This is a genomic window from Solibacillus sp. FSL H8-0538 (genome assembly GCF_038003525.1).
In the GTDB taxonomy this organism is placed as follows: domain Bacteria; phylum Bacillota; class Bacilli; order Bacillales_A; family Planococcaceae; genus JBBOPI01.
Map to the genome: position 1 here is coordinate 3,347,501 of NZ_JBBOPI010000001.1, position 20,989 is coordinate 3,368,489.

16 protein-coding genes, 1 pseudogene and 2 riboswitches (1 of these 19 only partly in view) are annotated in these 20,989 nt (G+C 38.9%); of the genes and pseudogenes, 7 read left to right on the forward strand and 10 right to left on the reverse strand.

All coding sequences use genetic code 11. The features are described from left to right. On the reverse strand, nt 1–1,062 hold the 5' portion of the coding sequence (locus MHH87_RS16050) for an NCS2 family permease (RefSeq protein WP_340750231.1). Its footprint begins 246 nt before the window's first position; 1,062 of the gene's 1,308 nt are visible here — the first part of the coding sequence; its start codon is at nt 1,060–1,062; the stop codon falls past the left edge of the window. A gap of 144 nt (nt 1,063–1,206) precedes the next feature. Beyond that, nucleotides 1,207–1,308, reverse strand: a riboswitch (purine riboswitch). A 340-nt stretch (nt 1,309–1,648) separates the two neighbouring features. Here MHH87_RS16050 and MHH87_RS16055 point away from each other — a divergent pair. After that, complete coding sequence (locus MHH87_RS16055) at nt 1,649–2,680, forward strand: acyltransferase family protein (protein ID WP_340750232.1); 1,032 nt, start codon at nt 1,649–1,651, stop codon at nt 2,678–2,680. 34 nt (nt 2,681–2,714) lie between these two features. Here MHH87_RS16055 and guaA read toward each other — a convergent pair whose 3' ends face one another. The 7 genes from guaA to MHH87_RS16090 all read right to left on the reverse strand — a co-directional run bounded on the left by guaA (nt 2,715) and on the right by MHH87_RS16090 (nt 11,949). Then, entirely contained in the window at nt 2,715–4,268 is a 1,554-nt protein-coding gene (gene guaA, locus MHH87_RS16060; RefSeq protein WP_340751027.1) for a glutamine-hydrolyzing GMP synthase, read from the reverse strand. Between the two features lie 209 nt (nt 4,269–4,477). Beyond that, nucleotides 4,478–4,579, reverse strand: a riboswitch (purine riboswitch). Between the two features lie 29 nt (nt 4,580–4,608). After that, nucleotides 4,609–6,786, reverse strand: coding sequence for a transglutaminase TgpA family protein (locus MHH87_RS16065; RefSeq protein WP_340750233.1), 2,178 nt, complete (start codon nt 6,784–6,786; stop codon nt 4,609–4,611). After that, complete coding sequence (locus MHH87_RS16070; RefSeq protein ID WP_340750234.1) at nt 6,783–7,985, reverse strand: DUF58 domain-containing protein; 1,203 nt, start codon at nt 7,983–7,985, stop codon at nt 6,783–6,785. Before MHH87_RS16070 ends, MHH87_RS16065 begins: the two co-directional genes overlap by 4 nt. Continuing rightward, entirely contained in the window at nt 7,982–8,926 is a 945-nt protein-coding gene (locus MHH87_RS16075; protein ID WP_340750235.1) for an AAA family ATPase, read from the reverse strand. The genes MHH87_RS16070 and MHH87_RS16075 overlap by 4 nt, the downstream gene beginning before the upstream one ends. A gap of 260 nt (nt 8,927–9,186) precedes the next feature. After that, nucleotides 9,187–9,525, reverse strand: coding sequence for a hypothetical protein (locus MHH87_RS16080; protein WP_340750236.1), 339 nt, complete (start codon nt 9,523–9,525; stop codon nt 9,187–9,189). Nucleotides 9,526–9,639: 114 nt separating this feature from the next. Then, a complete protein-coding gene (nadE, locus tag MHH87_RS16085) occupies nt 9,640–10,467 on the reverse strand; it encodes an ammonia-dependent NAD(+) synthetase (protein ID WP_340750237.1) in 828 nt (275 codons plus the stop codon). A 12-nt stretch (nt 10,468–10,479) separates the two neighbouring features. Then, a complete protein-coding gene (locus tag MHH87_RS16090; protein ID WP_340750238.1) occupies nt 10,480–11,949 on the reverse strand; it encodes a nicotinate phosphoribosyltransferase in 1,470 nt (489 codons plus the stop codon). A 396-nt stretch (nt 11,950–12,345) separates the two neighbouring features. On the opposite strand from MHH87_RS16090, the gene MHH87_RS16095 reads away from it, so the two are divergent. The 6 genes and pseudogenes from MHH87_RS16095 to MHH87_RS16120 all read left to right on the forward strand — a co-directional run bounded on the left by MHH87_RS16095 (nt 12,346) and on the right by MHH87_RS16120 (nt 18,920). After that, a complete protein-coding gene (locus MHH87_RS16095) occupies nt 12,346–12,687 on the forward strand; it encodes a P-II family nitrogen regulator (protein WP_340750239.1) in 342 nt (113 codons plus the stop codon). 29 nt (nt 12,688–12,716) lie between these two features. Next, nucleotides 12,717–14,033, forward strand: a complete 1,317-nt coding sequence (locus MHH87_RS16100) for an ammonium transporter (RefSeq protein ID WP_340750240.1) — start codon at nt 12,717–12,719, stop codon at nt 14,031–14,033. A gap of 628 nt (nt 14,034–14,661) precedes the next feature. Further along, nucleotides 14,662–15,159 carry an RNA polymerase sigma factor gene (locus MHH87_RS16105; RefSeq protein WP_340750241.1) on the forward strand — a complete coding sequence of 166 codons (498 nt, stop codon included), beginning with the start codon at nt 14,662–14,664 and terminating at the stop codon, nt 15,157–15,159. After that, nucleotides 15,156–16,028, forward strand: a complete 873-nt coding sequence (locus MHH87_RS16110; protein WP_340750242.1) for a DUF3298 and DUF4163 domain-containing protein — start codon at nt 15,156–15,158, stop codon at nt 16,026–16,028. The genes MHH87_RS16105 and MHH87_RS16110 overlap by 4 nt, the downstream gene beginning before the upstream one ends. A 925-nt stretch (nt 16,029–16,953) precedes the next feature. Beyond that, nucleotides 16,954–17,574: pseudogene (locus MHH87_RS16115) on the forward strand (polysaccharide deacetylase family protein); the annotation flags it as partial. A gap of 371 nt (nt 17,575–17,945) precedes the next feature. Continuing rightward, on the forward strand, nt 17,946–18,920 hold the full coding sequence (locus tag MHH87_RS16120) for a proline dehydrogenase (RefSeq protein ID WP_340750244.1): 975 nt from the start codon (nt 17,946–17,948) through the stop codon (nt 18,918–18,920). A gap of 327 nt (nt 18,921–19,247) precedes the next feature. Here the strand turns inward: MHH87_RS16120 and MHH87_RS16125 are convergent, their stop codons facing one another. Further along, nucleotides 19,248–19,853, reverse strand: a complete 606-nt coding sequence (locus MHH87_RS16125; RefSeq protein ID WP_340750245.1) for a response regulator transcription factor — start codon at nt 19,851–19,853, stop codon at nt 19,248–19,250. 1 nt (nt 19,854) lies between these two features. Next, nucleotides 19,855–20,985, reverse strand: a complete 1,131-nt coding sequence (locus MHH87_RS16130) for a sensor histidine kinase (RefSeq protein WP_340750246.1) — start codon at nt 20,983–20,985, stop codon at nt 19,855–19,857. Nucleotides 20,986–20,989: the final 4 nt, after the last annotated feature.

Below are 20,989 nucleotides of genomic sequence, written 5' to 3' on the forward strand. Positions count from 1 at the left end.
TAATGCCGGCGCTGTTACTGCTGAAGTAACAACTTCAAGTAACGGATAGAAGAATAATGCTAATAAAAATAAGAAAGCTGTCACTACTGCCGAGAAACCAGAGCGTGCACCAGCTGCTACACCTGAAGTTGACTCAACATATGCGGTAGTTGTTGATGTACCAAATAATGAACCAATAGTCGTTGCTACTGCATCTGCCATTAAAGCACGACCTGCACGTGGTAATTTACCGTCTTTCTTCACTAAACCTGCTTGTGTTGCTACCGCCATTAACGTACCAGCAGTATCGAAAAAGTCTACGAATAGGAAAGTTAATACTACAACTAAGAATTGAATGTTTAATAAAGAACCAAAGTCATGGACAATTGGATCAAGTGCTACTCCGAATGTTGGTGATACGTCTGGAATGGCTGAAACAATAGAAGTCGGTACATCCACCAAGTTAAAGATCATACCAACGATTGCTGTAATGACGATTCCTAAGAAAATCGAACCGCGTACATTTTTAACCATTAATATCACTGTTAATGCGATGCCAAATACGGCTAATAGGGCGTTCCCTTCAAATGTACCTAATGTAATTAAAGTTGCATCGCTGTTTACGATAATTCCTGCACCTTGTAAACCCACGAAAGTAATGAACAAACCAATACCTGCTGCTACTGCATATTTAAGTTGTTGTGGAATTGCGTTAATAACTGTTTCACGAATTCCTGTTAATGATAAAATGATAAAAATAATACCTGAAAATAATACGCCTGTTAAACCAGTCTGCCAAGGCAGTCCATACGTTAATACTACCGTATAGGCGAAGAATGCATTCAGACCCATACCCGGTGCTAATGCAATTGGGAACTTCCCAAAAATACCCATTACTAGTGAACCTGCCGCCGCCGCAAGTGCTGTTGCAACAAATACCGCACCTTTATCCATTCCAGCGTCCCCAAGAATTCCAGGGTTAACTGCTAAAATATATGCCATTGCTAAGAACGTTGTAAGACCACCTAAAATCTCGCGGCGATAATTCGTACCCAGTTCTTCAAACATGAAATACTTTTTCATCTTGAAATATTCCTCCGTATTGTTGTCGTCTTCAACATCTGAGCAAATACACGATTCCTTACAACTCAAAAAGACATGCAAAGCTTATGAAGCGCATGTCTACGATTTAAGGATGTCTAGGTATTATTCCCATATATTATAACAGGAAACCTATCTCTTAATCGTAGTCGAATCATTTACGGTGATTCGGTAGAAACTCACGGGCCCTATTCCCGACATTATACGACGACTTTATTTAATTTACATCCTGTACTATATCATTCTACTTTTCGGTTTTCAACCCCAATTACGAACATTATTAGTTTTTTTAAAAAAATAGTTCGGATAAATACATATGAATACAACATTTTTCGTTTTTCTTTGTAGGAACGAAAAGTAACATCTTTACCAAAATATTATTATTGAGTGATAATGTTTACAGGCGTATAATAATAGAATTGTACAAGAGATATTATATTTTTATCAGTAGATTTTTCTAGTTTATATTTAAAATCCACAAATTTTTGCAGTTGAAATCAAAGAAAATATACAGAGGGCTTTGGCGCCCAAAGTCTAGTTTTTGGTTAGATTCAAGAGGATGGTGAGCATGACAAGAGATTCATATTATGATAACGCTAAAGCAATACTGATTGTTTTAGTTGTTTTCGGACATACACTTTCAGGACTACTACATGAAAACAGGCTACTCGATAGCCTATATATGTTTATTTATATTTTTCATATGCCTGCTTTTATTTTTATTTCAGGGTATTTTTCTAAAACAATTCGAACGAAAAACCAAATTAAAAAACTAATAGCTACATTGGTTATTCCTTATATTATTTTCCAGCTTCTTTATTCGTATTATTATATATATTATTTAGATGCATCCATTCAATTTAATCTATTCGATCCTAGATGGGGACTTTGGTTTTTAATTAGTTTATTTTATTGGAAGCTCATGCTACGCCCCTTTGCAACATCTAAATGGATGATTGCCATAGCAATTTTAATTTCACTTACAGCTGGCTACATTGCTGAAATTAATGAATATTTTTCGTTATCAAGAACACTTTACTTTTTTGTATATTTCGTTGCTGGCTATCATATGAATATGCGCTTGATTAAAGACGCCCCTACTTACTACAAGAATGTTGCTTGCGGAATACTCGTCATTCTATTTGTAGTTGTTTATTTTTACGGTGATTTATCGTGGAAAGAATGGTTTTTAGGGAGGCTACCCTATGAGGAAATATCCCATTATTGGTTCGATCAACTCTCACTTAATCGCCTGTTCGTATATGGTATAAGCGCTATCGCAATGTTGGCGTTTCTTATGCTCATACCACAAAAACAGACATGGTATACCTATGTAGGGCAACGAACGATGGGCATTTATATTTTTCATCTAGGCATAATCCAAGGCTTCCGAAAAACTTCACTTTATGAGTGGCTTACTACAAACGATTATTATTTGTTAGTAATATTATTTGTAATACTTATTATTTGGAGCTTATCTTTTAGAATCTTTACAGAAGCGTTAACTAGTTTTAGCTATTCAAAAAACCTCTTCCTACAAAATAGTTTCTACTTTCTATTCAGAAAACAAAAGAAAAACTCTCCGCCACCTGTTGAATAACAAATGGCAGAGAGTTTTGTTTTATTTTATTTTACTATTCCCACTCAATCGTTGCTGGTGGCTTAGACGTAATGTCATAAAGTACGCGGTTCACGTGTTTTACTTCGTTAACGATACGTACAGAGATTTTTTCTAGGACATCGTAAGGAATACGTGCCCAGTCAGAAGTCATCCCGTCGATTGATGTTACACCACGGATACCGATTGCGTAGTCGTACGTACGGCCATCGCCCATTACGCCAACTGAACGGATGTCAGGTAGCACTGTGAAGTATTGCCAAATGTCGCGGTCAAGACCCGCTTTCGCAATTTCTTCACGTAAAATGAAGTCCGCTTCACGTACGATTTCTAATTTATCTTCCGTTACTTCACCAAGTACACGAATACCTAAACCAGGACCTGGGAAAGGTTGACGCCATACGATTTTTTCATCTAAGCCTAGCTCTAGACCTAAAGCACGTACTTCATCTTTGAATAATGTTTTAAGCGGTTCAATTAACTTGAACTGCATATCTTCTGGAAGTCCACCTACGTTATGGTGAGATTTAATTGTTTGAGCAGTAGCTGTACCTGACTCAATGATATCAGTATAAAGCGTACCTTGTGCAAGGAAATCCATACCTTCTAATTTTGACGCTTCTTCATCAAATACATAAATGAATTCATTACCGATAATTTTACGTTTTTGTTCTGGGTCAGAAACGCCAGCAAGTTTACTCATGAAACGTTCACGTGCATCGATTTTAATTAAGTTCATATCGAAGTCTTCTGTGAAAGTTTTCATTACTTGTTCAACTTCACCTTTACGGTTTAAGTTGTGGTCTACGAACATACAAGTTAATTGGTCGCCGATTGCTTTGTGGATTAATACAGCTACAACTGAAGAGTCTACGCCGCCTGATAATGCACAAAGAACTTTTTTGTCGCCAACTTGTTCACGAATTTTTGCGATTTCGATTTCGATGAAGTTTGCCATCGACCAGTCGCCTTTAGCACCACAAATATCCATTACGAAGTTGCGTAATAGATCATTTCCGTAAACAGAGTGACGCACTTCTGGGTGGAACTGTACAGCGTAAAGTTTGCGCTCAGTGTTTGCCATGGCAGCGATTGGGCAAGAAGAACTTGTTGCAATGACTTCAAAACCAGCTGGTACTTCTGTTACATGGTCTCCGTGAGACATCCAAACGATTTGTTCTTTTGGAAGCTCGCCAAATAATTTATTGTCAGAAGTAACATTGATTTCTGCTTTACCGTATTCACGCGTTTCAGCACTTTCAACTTTACCACCTTGCGTATGAGCAATTAATTGCATTCCGTAGCAAATACCTAAGATCGGTAATCCTAAATCAAAAATTGCAGGGTCTACTTTAAATGCTTTTTCATCATACACCGAGTTCGGGCCACCAGAGAATACGATCCCTGCTGCGTTCATTTCTTTAATTTCTTCTGCTGTAATTGTGTGTGGGTGTAATTCAGAGAACACACCGAACTCACGGATACGGCGAGTGATTAATTGGTTAAATTGGCTACCAAAATCAAGAACGACGATTTTTTCTTGCTCTTTTAATAAAGGAGTTGACACGATTTCCACCTCTTCTAATATTGTAAAGGGACCTTATATTTTTGAAATACACATCTTGTCCCAGAGTAGGGCAAGCTACTGTCTTTTCTTATGCGGATGACCTTTAAGATAATCATTCACAATCTGCTAAGAAAAAAAACGCGTCGAAAAAAGCATTTTCTACGCGTTCATATTTCATCTTTATACAAGTGGATAGTACTATCCCAAAAAGGCATAGTTTTCTCCACCACCATAGATAAGTTATTTAAGGTAACTTAGTAGAGACATCTGAACCATATTATCAGACTTATATGAAGGCACACCTATTGATTTTTCTAAATTTTACTCTTTAATGCCCTTAAAATCAACCGATAGTGCGATTGATTAAATATTCCCAACTTTCTTTCATTTTCGTGAAATCAATTTCTTCATTACTTTCCGCATAGACCATTCTCTCGTAGGCATCGGTTAAGCCCCTCATTTTATCTGTTTCAAAATGAGCATCTACCTGTTTTGCGTAGTCTTGTAACGTTTGTCCTGTTGCACGATGTAGCCCGCACAACTCTAGTTGCTTCAATAAACGCATATACGAAGCTTCAAATGTTTGCACATTTTGCGGTTTATTGCGATTCAACTGCACATACATTTTGGGCAACCATTTTTGACGACGTGTAAATAAGATGATTGAAGCGAACGTAGCCGCAGCAACGAGCAATAGTAGCAGCCATTTATAAGAAATGATAAAGCTACCAACTTGAGTTGAAGACGTCTTTTTTGGTTGCTCCGCTAGTTCTTTTTGTTTTTCTTGTTGTAATTGTTGCTCTTCTTGCAGTTGTTCACCTACATCTGGCGCTTCGGTTTCAATGTCGTAATTGATTTGTGCCGGACTTGTAAAGCCCACTGTCGGTTCAAATGGCATCCAACCAACCCCATCGATATAAGCCTCTACCCAAGAATGAGCATCATTATTTGTAATTTCATATGTTCGAATTCCTTCATTATTACGTCCAACCTCTGTACCGCTTGCAAACCCTTTTACCCAACGCGCCTGAATCCCAATCGAACGCAGCATGACGACCATAGATGTTGAAAAATTATCACAGTAGCCATATTTCGTTTCAAATAAAAACTGGTCGACATAATCCTGCCCTTCTGCTGGTACCGGAACATCCTTTATGTCATATTTAAAACCATTTCGTCTAAAATACGATTCAATCGCGCGTGCTTTATCATAAATACTTGTATGGGTTCCGGTAATCTCTTCGGCAAGCGCAGCAACACGCGGCGGAAGACTTTCTGGTAGCTGAAGAAAACGCGCATCCGTCTCACCAAATGTTGTCGTCTCCTTGAGCTTCGTATAGCTATATTGCGGCTGACTATACGTGACGGCATATTCATATAAGCTTACATTTTGTTTATTAGACAACGCACTCAGCTTCTCAGTTTTTACATTGAAGCGTAGTTCACCGTTCGGATACTGCTCTCTATTAAAACCAATATTCGTCGTACGGTAAGGTTGCAAAAGAAACCCATACGATAAAAGAGGCGTGATTACAGCGCGTTGTACAACTTCTTTTCCCTCAGGTAGAGAGAGTGGAATTTCATCCTCTAACTGTAAAATCATATCTACATTCGCGTCAGCTGAATTTTCCCAACCACTCGATGTGTAAAAATCCTTTGTCTCAACACGCCAATACTGTTTTGATGGCGTATCAATCTGAAATACAACCGTATCATCGGGAATAAAAGGCCCACCGAGCTGGCTATCATTATTTCCATAGCCAACTTTCGAAATCGCACCATTCACACCGATACCATTTTCCGCTTGTCCGGTAACCCCTTTAATATACGGAATAGGATCTGGCCATTGAGGCTCTGCTTTTGGTAACATCACTGCAATGATACTTGCTGCACCAACGAGCAATATGACCGGTGTCACATATAAAATATACGTATGCCATTCAATCGCAGTTCCAGTTGCTGTAATCATTCGCTTCACAAATAACAACGCCGTCATAATTAAACCGAGTAGCACTACTTTGACTATCGCCACAGAGCCGTCATAATCACTGAATGTATCTAGCGTTGCAATGAAAAAGACCGTTAGCACGAAGAAATAAAAAATAGTCATTCTCACCGTTACCCAGTGATGAATTAAATAAATGAGCATCCAAATTAAAATGAAAAATAAACTCGTCCTAAACGGATCACTCACTTTGGCCCATTCTCCACTCAATAACACCGCTAAATTACCGCTAAGTTCTTGTCCTAAAAATTGCATACCCGCCGCTGAAAAGACGGAAAAATCACTATAGACATACGTTATAAACCAAGCGATATAACCTAGTTTTAACATCCAGGAAATGACCGCACGAAGCGCAACTAAATTAATGATTAAACATAAGCCCATAAACACAGAAAACCATCCAAAATATCCGGTTCCCGTAAGTTGCATAATCGGCTGTAGCCATTCACGTAAAATGAAAAATATTATGGCATAGTAGATTATTCGTTCGATATTCCCCATTAAATCTCGCTTCACGGCTTATTCACCTCCGAAAAAGCTTGATGAAACATTTCTTTTGTGACATACACTACTTTATTATTCCCCGCATAGGCGCGAATCTCTTGGTGCTGTAAAAGAGCTTCACCACTAACAATGACAAAGCATATTATGGCCCGTGTATATTTCGAGCCGTTCATTAGTAACATGGACAAGCTCTCCTTTAGCTCGCTCGTAACAATAATTAACACAGAACGGCTAATCATTTTTTGCTCTGGTTGAATAATTGTCTCTATACTATGTACCGTGTCACATTCTACAACAGCTAAATGTTGCATTACTTTTTCCAACTGACTTTCGGTACGGATATTCGGATAAAAGAACCGGTATTCCCCAGCCGATAAAAAAGAAACATCGCCTCGTTGCTTCACAATGGCCTTCAGCATCGACGCGGTTAAATCAACCGTTTGCTCAAAATCAGGTTGTTCAGAACGGTCCATACAAATAAATAAACTTTGCGACTGGCGATCCTCAAACTCTTTCGTCCGTAACGAGCCGTTTTTCGCGAATGACTTCCAGTGAATCCAGGAAAAGCGGTCCCCCGGCTGATAGTCCCGTACACCCGTTGCCATCGATGTATCCTTCACAATGGAATACAGGGAAGCAAGGGCACCTTGATCATATTGCATACGTACGGAAGCGGATTTCATCGCAGTCGTTTTCGGATAGACGATAAAAGCTTGTCGTCGCTCGATAACTTTCTTGCGAATCGTCCACCCAAAAAAGTCAGCAAAAACAAATTCTAATCCTCGAAAACAATGTTCTCCGCGCTGCAAATCATGCAAGTCATACGTCCATTGAAATTGCTTTCGAAAACCTACTAAAAATAATCGGCTCGAATACCCTTCTGCATATTGGTAAAACTTCTCATCCATCGGTAGCTCATACACCGTTAAATAGACAAAAGGAAACCAACTATCATTACGAAAGGTCACAGTAATTTCTACCTTGTCCCCTCGCTCTACCTTCGACGGCGCGATGTCACGGCGAATTTCAGAAATGCGTAACGGTACAAAGGCAAGTAAGAGTGAGTATAGTAAAAATGGGGTTACAGTGAAAAACACAAACCAACTAACGAAGCCTCCTTGAAACATCGCAAAACAAAACGTCACAACAAGCAGCGCTACAACCGTTACTAGACGCCTGCTAGTTTGCAAAAAGTTTACAAACGCTTTCATTGCTCCGCAAACCTTTTCACGGGAACGTCTATATTGCGTACAATACTTTTAATTATTTGCTCTTCTGTTACCCCTTCATAACGAGCTTCGGGCTGTATAATTAATCGGTGACTAAATACAAATGGCGCTAAATATTGCACATCATCCGGCTTCACAAAGTCTCGACCACGCATGAGTGCATATGCTTGCGATGCCTTCATTAGCGCAATTGATGCACGAGGACTAACACCTAAATACACTTTCACATGCTCCCTTGTTGCACGCGCAAGCTCCACAATATACGCTTTCACATTATCTTCTACATAAACAGACTTTACTATTTGTTGTAATTCAAGTAGTTGCTCGGTGGAGATGACAGAGGAAATGTTTTGAATCGGCTCGGACTTTTCGGCTCGACGCAGTACTTCGACTTCCTCTTGTAAGGATGGATAACCCATTTTTATTTTTAGTAAAAAACGATCCAACTGCGCTTCTGGTAGCGGGTATGTTCCTTCATATTCAATTGGATTTTGTGTGGCCATAACAAAAAACGGCTTCGGTATAGCAATTGTCTCCCCGTCAATTGTGACTGAGGCTTCTTCCATCCCTTCCAGTAAGGCAGACTGTGTTTTCGGGGATGTACGGTTTATTTCATCTGCTAATACAATGTTACCGATAATTGGGCCAGGGCGGAACTCGAATTGCAACGTTTTCGGATTGTATATCGATACCCCAACAACATCTGATGGCAATAAATCCGGCGTAAACTGGATGCGTTTAAATTTAGCACCGAGCGATTTTGCGAGCGCACGTACCATCATCGTTTTCCCTACTCCTGGCACATCTTCTAGTAGTACATGTCCTCCAGCAAGTAGAGCGACGACACTAAGCTCTGCGATTTCACGTTTTCCAATCATTACTTTTTCTATATTTTCTAGTATTAGTTCAATTTCATTTTTCATTTATAAGCCCCCTAAGATACCTGGAATATTTTTCTGAATTTACTAACTACTTCAAGCATAACGAAAACGACTAGCATGTACAACCTAAAGCACCACTAGCATAAGCCTCCCTCAGTCATTTTTAAGCACTAAGAAAGGCACATCCCCCTAAAAACACAAGGGCAAGATGATGTCCTGCATTATGCGGATGGGAACGTTATACTTATACTTGCTTATCCACAAAAAAAATCGCTTGAAAGCAGCCCCCTCTTTCAAACGATTTAAATTGAAGTTCGGTAAGTGCCATTACGTCTTTTCAAATTACTGATTGTATTCACTTTTGTTGAACATTCGATTAACCGATTAAGTGTCCCAGCAGAATCCGAGTTAAATTGAATCCCCTTTACAATAAGCCGCTCTTTCGTATTGACGAGCTTCATTGTTTTAGGTATAGCTTTTTGCTTATTATTTTTCCGCTTACTAAACTGCTCGCGCGGGTCTTGTAGCTGCCCTTGCAACCCTCCCTGCATAGCATTAAAAAACAATTCATCTGCATTGACAAAGCGTTTTGAGTTGCGGTATAAGCTACTTGTCGCAGCATTCACTCTGGACGCTCTCATCACTTACCTCCCTCCCGAAAATTTCGAGTATAGTTAGGTAATTATATCGACAAAGAACCACAAAACTAAAGAAAACCGCACTACTTATTTAGTAGTACGGTCTTTTTACACTATTCACTTCCAATAATTATCAAAAATAGTGATTGGCAAATGACGTTTATGTTGCGAGCGTAAGTAATGCCCTTCTAATGTTTTACGCGCCTCTCCTGGCAATTCCTTACCTTCTAAGTAATCATCAATTTGATCATATGTGACACCTAAAGCCGTTTCATCCGGTAAAGACGGGCGATTTTCCTCTAAATCAGCAGTAGGCACTTTTAAATAGAGATGGTCTGGACAATTTAGGTGGGACAAAACTTGCTTCCCTTGACGTTTGTTTAAGCGAAAAATCGGCATTAAGTCTGCGCCGCCATCACCGAACTTCGTGTAGAAACCTGTTATCGCTTCTGCCGCATGATCCGTACCAAGTACAACTGCACCATTCATTGCCGCAATTGAAAACTGCACCTTCATACGTTCGCGTGCTTTTTCATTGCCCTTTGCAAAATCACTTAACTCGACACCTGCGTCCGCCAATGCTTGTACACTTGCATCGACCGCAGCTTTTATATTCACTGTATAAATGTTTGTCGGTTGAATATAGTCTAGCGCATCCTGGCAGTCCTGCTCATCTGCCTGTACACCATATGGAAGACGCACAGCCCAGAATGAATATTTCCGCTCGCCCGCTTCCGCATTCAATTCATCGACCGCAAGCTGCGTTAGCTTTCCCGTTAAAGTAGAGTCTTGTCCACCGCTAATGCCTAAAACAAATCCTTTTAAGAAGCTATGTTTTTTTGCATAATCTTTGAGAAAATCTATCGACTTACGAATTTCTTGTTCTACGTTGATTTCCGGCAGAACACGAAGCTCCTCTATTATACGATGCTGTAACTCGCTCATAGGTAACACTCCTTATCGTTGTTCGATTTCGTGTATCATATCACGCACTTCTTGGATATTTCGCATTTTATTATTCCAACATTTTTGGCTTAAATCAACCGGATATTCCTCTGGATTTAGTGAACGCTTATACTCATCCCATAATAAATCTAAATTATCATGTGCGTACTGACGCATTTGTTCAAGCGGAGGATTATCATAAATGACTTTCCCGTTATCAATAACTTTTACGTGCAATTCCTTTGCCTCAAAATCCGTAACAAACTTCGATACAAACGTATGAACGGGGTGGAACATTTTAATGCGCTGCTCTTTAGTTGGATCTTCGTCAGCCATTGTAATATAATCGCCCTCTAATTTACCATTTGTTTTCGCAATAATCCGATATACTTTTTTCAGACCTGGCGTTGTTACCTTTTCCGCATTTGCTGATATTTTTATTGTATCTTTCATTTCACCGTTTGCATTTTCAATAGATACCATTTTATAAACCGCACCTAAAGCAGGCTGGTCATAGGCTGTTATAAGCTTCGTACCAATCCCCCATGCATCAACTCGCGCTCCTTGTGCCTTTAAGTTTAAAATCGTGTACTCATCTAAATCATTTGATACGATAATTTTGGCATTCGGGAATCCTGCTTCATCTAGCATACGACGCGCTTCTTTAGATAAAAACGCAACATCCCCACTATCTAAGCGAATACCGACAAAATTAATTTTGTCCCCAAGCTCTTTAGCCACTTGAATTGCTGTGGGTACACCTGATTTCAACGTGTTGTATGTATCGACTAAAAATACGCAATCACGGTGACGCTTCGCATACGAATGGAATGCATCATAATCATTTTTGTACGCTTGAACTAAGGCATGCGCATGTGTACCTGATACAGGGATATTAAATTTCTTCCCAGCACGAACATTTGACGTCGATTCAAATCCTCCAATAATTGCTGCGCGTGCTCCCCAAATTGCCGCATCCATTTCCTGCGCTCTACGTGTACCAAACTCCATACCGATTTCATTATTAATAATTTGTTTTATACGACTCGCCTTCGTTGCGATTAACGTTTGGTAATTAACGATATTTAATAGCGCTGTTTCAATTAATTGTGCCTCCACTAAAGGTGCCTCAATTCGAATGATCGGCTCGTTTGCAAAAACAAGCTCCCCTTCAACCATTGAATACATTGTGCCAGTAAACTGAATATCTTTTAAATAATCAATAAAATCCTCTTTATAGCCTAGTTCCTCGCGCAAATAAGAGATGTCCGATTCGCTAAAGCGGAAGTTTTGTAAATAATCAAGTATACGCTCTAGGCCAGCAAAAACTGCATAACCATTACCAAACGGCAGTCTTCTAAAATATAGCTCAAACACCGCTTTACGATTATGTATGCCGTCAGCCCAGTAGCTTTCCGCCATATTTATTTGGTAAAGGTCCGTGTGTAGCGTTAAGCTATCGTCTTCATACTTTGATTTCATAGTAATTCCCTTCTTCCGAAAACATAATTAGTCATAGTATACACCATTTAACTTTTTTCGAGGCACGGAATACAGAGGTTTTTTTCCGAAAAGTAAATCACTTTTTTGTAAGATTTTATTACATAACTGTTTAATGTTGAGTATCCACTTTGAACTTGCAATTTCTACAAAATTTACTACTTGAATCCTTTGATAATTCGGTATTTTTCAGGATTTTTTACTCCCCTCATACCCACTGCCTCCCTAATCACCTTCGCCCCTAAGTTTCATCACTATATCTCACTATACGATATAACCAATCGAAATTAGATGTAATAAAACGTAACATAAAAATATTGATTTATCCAAATAATCAGTCTATTATGTTAGATAACCTAACACAAGGAGTTGTTGAGTATGAAAAAAATCGAAGCAATTATCCGTCCGGAAGTGTTCGCGAAAGTTCGGGAAGGCTTAGCACAAGAAGGACTCGACGGATTAAGCATTTCTGAAATCGCAGGCTGCGGTAGACAAGAAGGGCGTACTGGTTTATTTCGAGGTAACTCTTACTCGATGGAATTCTCACAAAAGCTAAAGCTTGAAATGGTAGTGGACAATTCAAAAGTGCAGGCAATCCTAGATGTGTTACTACGCGATGCATCAACCGGTGAAGTTGGTGACGGTAAAATTTTTATTTATCCGGTAGAACAAGCAATACGTATTCGCACAAAAGAACTCGGTTCAGTTGCAATCGATTAATTAACCCACACAAAAAGGAGGAGAATTTCATGAGTAATGAAGCATTAGAAATGTCGATTAATTTAGTTTGGGTAATGCTTGGTGCATTTTTCGTATTCTTTATGCATGCTGGTTTTGCAATGGTTGAGGCTGGATTTACACGATCTAAAAATGCCGTTAACATATTAATGAAAAACATTTTAACGATTTCAATCGGTGGTATTGTTTACTTCGTAGCTGGATACGCCATAATGTTTGGCGATACAGCTGGGGGATTTATAGGCACATCCGGTTTCCTATTGAATGGTGTAGACGATATCGGGTTCTTCGTATTCCAAGCAATGTTCGCTGCAACATGCGCAACAATTATTTCTGGTGCGGTTGCTGAACGTACAAACATTACAGCATATATAGCAATCGTTGGTTTAATGACATTATTCGTCTACCCCGTAGTTGGTCATTGGATATGGCAAGGTGACGGCTGGATTACAGCTTTAGGCTTTGTTGACTTTGCGGGTTCAACAGTTGTTCACTTAACTGGTGCTGTTGGTGCTTTAGTGGCTGCAGCAATGATTGGTCCACGGATCGGAAAATATGAAAAAGGTGTTGTCAATGTTATTCCCGGCCATTCAATCCCGCTTGGCGCATTAGGTGTATTCATTTTATGGCTTGGCTGGTTTGGCTTCAACGGTGGTTCTACATTAGCAGCAGACCCCTCATTCGTTCCTGGTGTTATCGCAAATACGTTCTTAGCTGCATCAGCTGGTGTTATCGCAACAGCTTTCTATACAAAATTCCGTTATGGTCACATTGACGGATCACTAACACTAAATGGTGCTTTAGGGGGGCTTGTAGGGATTACTGCTGGTGCTGCAAACGTCAGCATTATCGGTTCAATCGTTATCGGCTTAGTCGCAGGTCCATTATTAGTAGAAGGTGTTCGTTTCATTGAGACAAAATTGAAGGTTGATGATCCTGTAGGTGCTGTAGCAGTTCACGGCATTAATGGGATTTGGGGTACGCTCGCTATTGGATTATTCGATGTAGCTAATGGATTATTCTACGGTGGTGGTGTGACTCAACTTGGCGTGCAACTAATTGGTGTCGCAGCAGTAATTGCTTGGACTACTGTCACAGTTGGCGTCGGTTTATCGATTATTAAAGTATTCGTTCCACTTCGCGTATCTCGTGAAGATGAAATCGAAGGTCTTGATATTACAGAGCACGGTGCACATGCCTACGAGTTCCAAGATGTATTCAAAGGCGTTACAAATAAAGGCGACACATTCGCTCAGCGTTTAACAACTCTCGGAAAAACTGCTTCAATATTAGAAAGACAAATCTCCCCTCAAAATAGGGCGAGATGACGCCTTTATTATGTGGTTATGAACGTTATAATTTCTTAACCACCCAGAAGAACATTCAGTACAACGCAATTCCCTATGATCAATATTTGTTCCCCCAACAACTAGAGATTGAGCATGCCCCCTAACATACTCAACAAATCTTTTAACAACATAATTCAATGAAGAGGCTAGTTCGATTCCCTAAATCGAGCTAGCTTTTTTTGGTTGCGCTCCACTCTTTTATACATTCAAACGATAACCTGAATTATCGAAACTCAAAGCTGACTATATAGGGCTTATTAATAATTCTTGAATAGCTAATTATATTACGCGAGTGGTACAAAAAAAGGGGGGGGTAATTTGCTACAAAGTTGTAGAAAATCATCCTATACAGACGGATCCCTCGTGCTATTTTCAACTTTTATTCGGAATTTAACTCCAGTCATAAATGGTTTCCCCTTCCACCTTGCACTCCCCCTTTAACTCCATTTTCCTCTCCCAGGATTCTCCATAGTCTTTTAAAAAGGACTTGAAACATTCGAACGGCCATTTCATTAAAATCAATCAAAACTTTTTTAGTACATAGCCCGTCAAATAACTATAACTTGTTCGCGACATGTTGAAAAAAGGAAAAGGTGAATCTTTTGTCATGACAAAAAAAGAAAAGTTTGAACTAGTAGAAAAATTTATATTGGAAAACCGGGAAGCTCATTACCGTCTTGCGTATAGCTATGTGAGAAATAAAGAAAATGCTCTCGATATTGTACAAGAATCAATTTTAAAAGCACTTAAATCAATTGATCGTCTTGAAGAAATCGCCTATATGAAAACGTGGTTCTATCGAATTATCGTCAACACATCCATTGACTTTGTCAGAAAACATCAACGTATTACAGTCATGGACGACGATATTCTTTGCGTGCATTTGCCACAGTTAGAGGATGAAATTATCGACATGGATTTGCAAGATGCCATTGATCAGCTACCTCCACGTTATAAGACGCTTATTATTCTCCGTTTTTTCGAGGATTTAAAAATCGATGAAATCGCAGCGGTAACGGGTGAAAATATCAATACAGTTAAAACAAGGTTGTATAAAGCACTAAAAGAACTACGCATTGAAATTGGGGAGGCATTTAAATTATGAAAAAAATGGATAAGTTGAAAAAGGATTATGACGCGACGGAGATTCCAGCCGAGTTGGAGGATGTCGTAAAAGCTTCGATTCGTCAGGCGAAAACATCGCAGAAAAAACGACCATTTCTAAAACAATGGTCGTTTGGGGCTGCTGCTGCCGCGGCTTTGTTTGTTGGTAGTATTAATATGAGCCCGACGTTCGCACAGGCAATGGCGAATGTTCCCGTACTAGGGTCTATCGTTGAAGTTTTCACTGTGCAACAGTTAACAATGGATAAAGAGACATATCAAGCTGACCTTGCTACGCCAGCAATTAATGGTTTGGCAAATGAAGGACTCCAGGCTACATTGAATGAAAAATATATCGAAGAAAATAAAGCACTCTTCAAGCAGTTTGAGCAAGACGTTGCAGAAATGAAAAAAGCAGGAAATGGTCATCTCGGAATTAGCACCGGTTACGAAGTGAAAACAGACACGGATCAACTTCTGTCAATCGCTCGCTATGAGGTGAATACGGTCGGATCCTCTTCGACAACTATGAAGTACGACACAATCGATAAACAGAACAACATTTTAATCACACTACCAAGCCTTTTTAAAGATGATAAATATATCGATGCCATTAGTTCGTATGTAGCAGTTGAAATGAAGCGACAAATGGCGGCAGATGAAGAGATTTCTTATTTCATGTTCGACGGGTCGGAATTGGACTTTGAAGTAATTAATTCGGAACAAAATTTCTATATTACTGCTAATAATAAACTCGTTATTTCATTTGACAAATACGAAGTTGCACCTGGTTACATGGGTATCGTGACGTTCGAGATTCCTTCTGATATCCTACGTGATCTGTTGGTTAGTGACGCCTATATTAATTAATCCCTTCCCACTAATAACACACTCGGTTTCAATACGGAACTGAGTGATTATCTCGATCACACTGATGTTATTCGTATCCAGATAACACTGTTGGCATACAACGTAATAAGGGCAATCGGAACATGTTTTCATTCCTTCAAAAATATAGTTTATTAAGTTGCAGAGGAAAATGAGCCCGAGAGCACCAATGACCTATCACTATTTGCCCTATACTTAGTAGAATTTTTAGTAGAAATTAACTTTTTCAGTGCCCTTTCGAATAGCAGCTAATAATTTTTATGGTCGCACTAACCTTCACAACTTCACTAAAGGCTCAATACCGAAATCGGTTTTTGCGACGAGACTCATTCTTTTATCATGTTATAAATTCTCAATCGTTAGAATCTGTCGGCGTTTCGTTTTATGTCACTGCATTTTTTTACACATGATGCGCACGATCTAGCAAAAACGTTATACGACTTATTCGGTAATAAGCGTCAGCAAGCGATCTCTTATCCATTTTGCACATATTTTCGGATATGTCGTATCATCTATTTCGTGATTTTACAAAGTCGCTTGGCTTATTTTTTGAAATAATTTAATCTAGTACAGTTTATAGCGAAGAGCCTCAATAAAAGTCTAATATATATTAGTTTGCCAAACTTATAGGGTACTTGAGATTTTTTAAATAAAGAATCAGGGGGATTTAACAACAATGAAAGCACCAAAAGAAGCATCTACCAAAAGAAGAACAAGAATAAGAATCAGAAGACGATTTCTGCTGATTGTACTGGTTGCGCTAATCCCTACTTTCTTCACCAGTTTTGTTGTAGGAAAATCGTACTCTGACCCTGAAAAAAGTACAGAACAAGATTCGACTGAGAAAGTAGAGACCTCGATCATCCAAGATAAAATACAAATAGAAAAAGAACCAAGTGTAGAGGAAAAGCCTTTAGGGAAGGTGGTCTACCTAACATTTGATGATGGGCCTAGTAAACTAACAGACCAATTTCTAGATGTCTTACGTGAGCAAGATGTGCGCGCAACATTTTTCATGCAAGGAAGTAACCTAAAAAAAGAACACCTACAAGAAAGTGCAAAACGCGCAACAAAAGAAGGGCATTATGTCGGTGCCCATAGCATGACGCATGAAAGAAAAACATTATACAACGACAACCAGTTTGTCCCTGAGATGAATGAAACGTTAGCACTGATTGGTGATATTACCGGTACAACCCCCCATTTAGTTCGCCCTCCTTATGGTTCCGCACCAGGATTAAAAAGCGAACAGATTCGCAATCAAATTGTCGAGGTTGGCATTAAAGTTTGGGATTGGACAATTGACTCCAAAGATTGGGCATTAAAAGATAATCCAGCCCAAATTATAAAAAATATTAAAAGTGACACGAATGCGGACAGAGAAGTTGTACTGATGCACGAAAAACCGCAAACCTTGGCTGCACTTCCAGAAATCATTGCATTTTACAAAGAACAAGGATATGAATTTGCCGTATACGAGGAAGCTAATCATTTCGTTCTTAACTTCCAGAATGATGTACGCCTGTAATCTCTTTAATAAGGTATCTGAATTACCACGGACACTAAAAATCTCAGGAGTATAGCTGGGCTAAAAATTTTCCATATCGCTCGCTTTAGCACTTTAAGGATGCGTTGGGCGAGCTTTTCCTCGATTTCATTGAATAATAGTTGTACTCATCCAAGGTGATGTCCCGATAATTTCTTCAATTTTATACAGCCTTACACTAAACTTACCCAAATGATGTACGTCCTTAATTATCTATTCTAGGCGTAATATAAATAGCCATTAAGACTTGGGGTAATTGACTTTATAGACATCATATAGAGTATGAAGCCACAAACTACAACAAATTCCCAAATATGATATAATTTTTTAAAATAGTGCAAGGAGATGTTTTTATGGGATTACGTGATTTCTTCATCCAACTATCTGAAAATCAATTGTTAAATAGCTCAGCTCAAAAGTACGGCTTAAGATTAGGTGCACAAAGTGTTGTTGCAGGGACAAACATCTCTGAAGCAATGGCGAACATTAAACAATTAAACGCAAAAGGCATTTCATGTACTGTTGATAATTTAGGTGAATTCGTATTTGACGAGGCTGAAGCGACAAAGGCCAAAGAAGAAATTTTAAAAGTAATTGAAGCAATTCATAATGAGGGCGTCGATGCACATATTTCACTTAAACCATCACAGTTAGGCTTAGATATTGATATTGATTTTTGTTATGACAATTTGCGAGAAATTGTTGAACATGCCAGTAAGTATGGTATTTTCGTAAACTTTGATATGGAAAACTACGACCGCCTTCAACCGTCATTTGATATGTTGGAGGAATTAGCGAAAACATTCGATAATGTAGGAACTGTGATACAAGCCTATTTCTTCCGCGCAAAAGAGGATATCGAAAAATTCAAAGACTTCCGTCTACGCATCGTAAAAGGTGCATATAAGGAGAATGCATCCGTAGCATTTCAGGATCAATTAGAAATCGATATTAACTTTATCAAACTCATTGAATACCATTTATTAAATGGTAAATTTACATCGATTGCAACGCATGATCACAACATTATCGAACATGTAAAACGTTTCGTAAAAGATTATAATATCCCACACGATCAATTCGAATTCCAAATGCTCTACGGCTTCCGAAAAGACTTACAGCTGAAGCTTGCGAACGAGGGCTATAATTTCTGCGTTTACGTACCATACGGCAAAGACTGGTACGGCTACTTCATGCGTCGCCTAGCTGAGCGCCCGCAAAACTTAAATCTTGTGACGAAGCAAGTATTTACTAAGAAAACAAATACGATCCTTGCCGTTGCTGCAGGCGCATTTATTTTAGGCCGATTAACGAAAAAGAAAAAATAGTTAGAAAAACACCCAGACATAAAAAATGTCTGGGTGTTTTCATTAGCCATAACTAGTAAAGGACTATATTAGTAAACTATTGATCAATCATATTTAACTATTAGGTATCGATAAACACCACACTGTTGTTAGATCAACTACTCTAACCGCGTTATAGGTCAACCCGCTTGTGGTCATGGGGGGGTAATACCGAATGGACGCGAATGTATGCCACCTGCTATTCCAAATACATTTGTAGTAAACTATCATTTCCACATAAACAACAATATCCTTTAACAAATATAACCACTCAAAGCGAGTTAATTTACGACAACATAGCTACTGACATTATTTATTCCAGCCCTTATCTTTAAAGCGGGCGATTGCTTCAATTCGGTTACCGACACCAAGTTTATCAAGGATTGTTGAAATATAATTCCGCACAGTTCCAGCAGACAAATACAGTTCAGCTGCAATTTCCTTCGTTGTTTTACCTTCTGCAACAAGCTCGAGCACCTGACTTTCACGCTCAGTAAGTGGATTTTCACTATCATCTTCATACACAAAGTCAACTAGCTCTGGTGCATAAATACGACGTCCATCCATAATAATACGGATGGAGTTCACCAGCTCTTCAATTGGACTATCCTTTAGTAAATAGCCACGCACACCTGCTTTACGTGCGCGTTCAAAATAACCAGGACGAGCGAATGTTGTTAAAATAATAATTTTACAGTCACTGCCGCGTAGTTCCTCTGCCGAATCAAGACCAGTCTTCACAGGCATTTCAATATCCATAATGCAAATATCCGGTTGCTCGCGATTAACTAGCTCCACTGCTTCTTCTCCATTTTTTGCGAGGCCAACTACTTCCATATCGTCTTCCATACTTAATAGGGATTTCATCGCCCCGAGTAGCATCCCCTGGTCTTCCGCTATTACAATACGAATCATTTTATTCACTTCCCTTTTGATGTGTAATAGCAACGGGTACATGAACAATTAATGTCGTACCCTTATCACTAAGAATTTCAATAGAGCCATTAATAAATTCAATACGCTCGCGCATCCCTTTTAAGCCACTGCCACCTGCGAGTAATTTTTGCTGTAAAAAACCAACGCCGTCATCCTGAACCGTTAGCATGAACTCATCTTCACTTTGATAAAAACTGATGCGGCAAATCGTTGCCTTACTATGCTTTACTATATTAGTCACTGCTTCTTTTAAACACATACTCACTACGTTTTCTGCGAGTACAGGCATAGTAATTTGTTTGACGTCACCGTTTAACCGGAACTTAATTTGTGCTGCCTTTAATATTTGCTCCACACGGTATAATTCTTCTTCTATACGAACTGTTCGCATATTTGCGACCAGCTCTCTTACTTCTTTTAATGCGATACTTGCTGTATGTCGAATATCTTTAATTTCATCGATTGCCTGCTGGGGATTTTTCTCTACTAAGCGGACAGCCAAATCACTTTTCAAACCAATCAGCGAAAGCTTCTGGCCAAGCGTATCGTGTAAATCCCTAGCAATACGTTGACGCTCCTCATGCACTGTTAATTCTGAAATACGGTCTCGAGCGTTTTCTAACTCGCCTTCCAAATTTTCACGTTTCGTTCTCGAAAAAAGAGTGAACGGCAAGAGTACAACACCGATTACCGTAATAATAATGAATGGTGTTTGTGTAATAAAGAGATCTAAGAAAATAAAATATCCCCCGACAATAGATAATACCGTAAAACCAATATGTAGCCCGTACATAATATAAAATCCTACTGGTTGACGAATATTACCGATAAAAAACGCCGTAAATAAGGATAAATATACGTAACCAAACATAAGTGTCATCACTACATTCAATACCATTTGGAAACTAATCCACATATAAACGAGCCCATTTTTAGATTGGAAAGAAAAACGATGACATAAGAAATACAATAAAATCATGACAATCCCCGTCGTAATTTGTACAAGTGAAAAGGATTGGATAATGAAGAAGAATGGCATGATACAAAAAATAATCCATATATAAATACTTAGCCAAGGACTTTTCGGAATAATACTATACCAAGTTTGCATAACA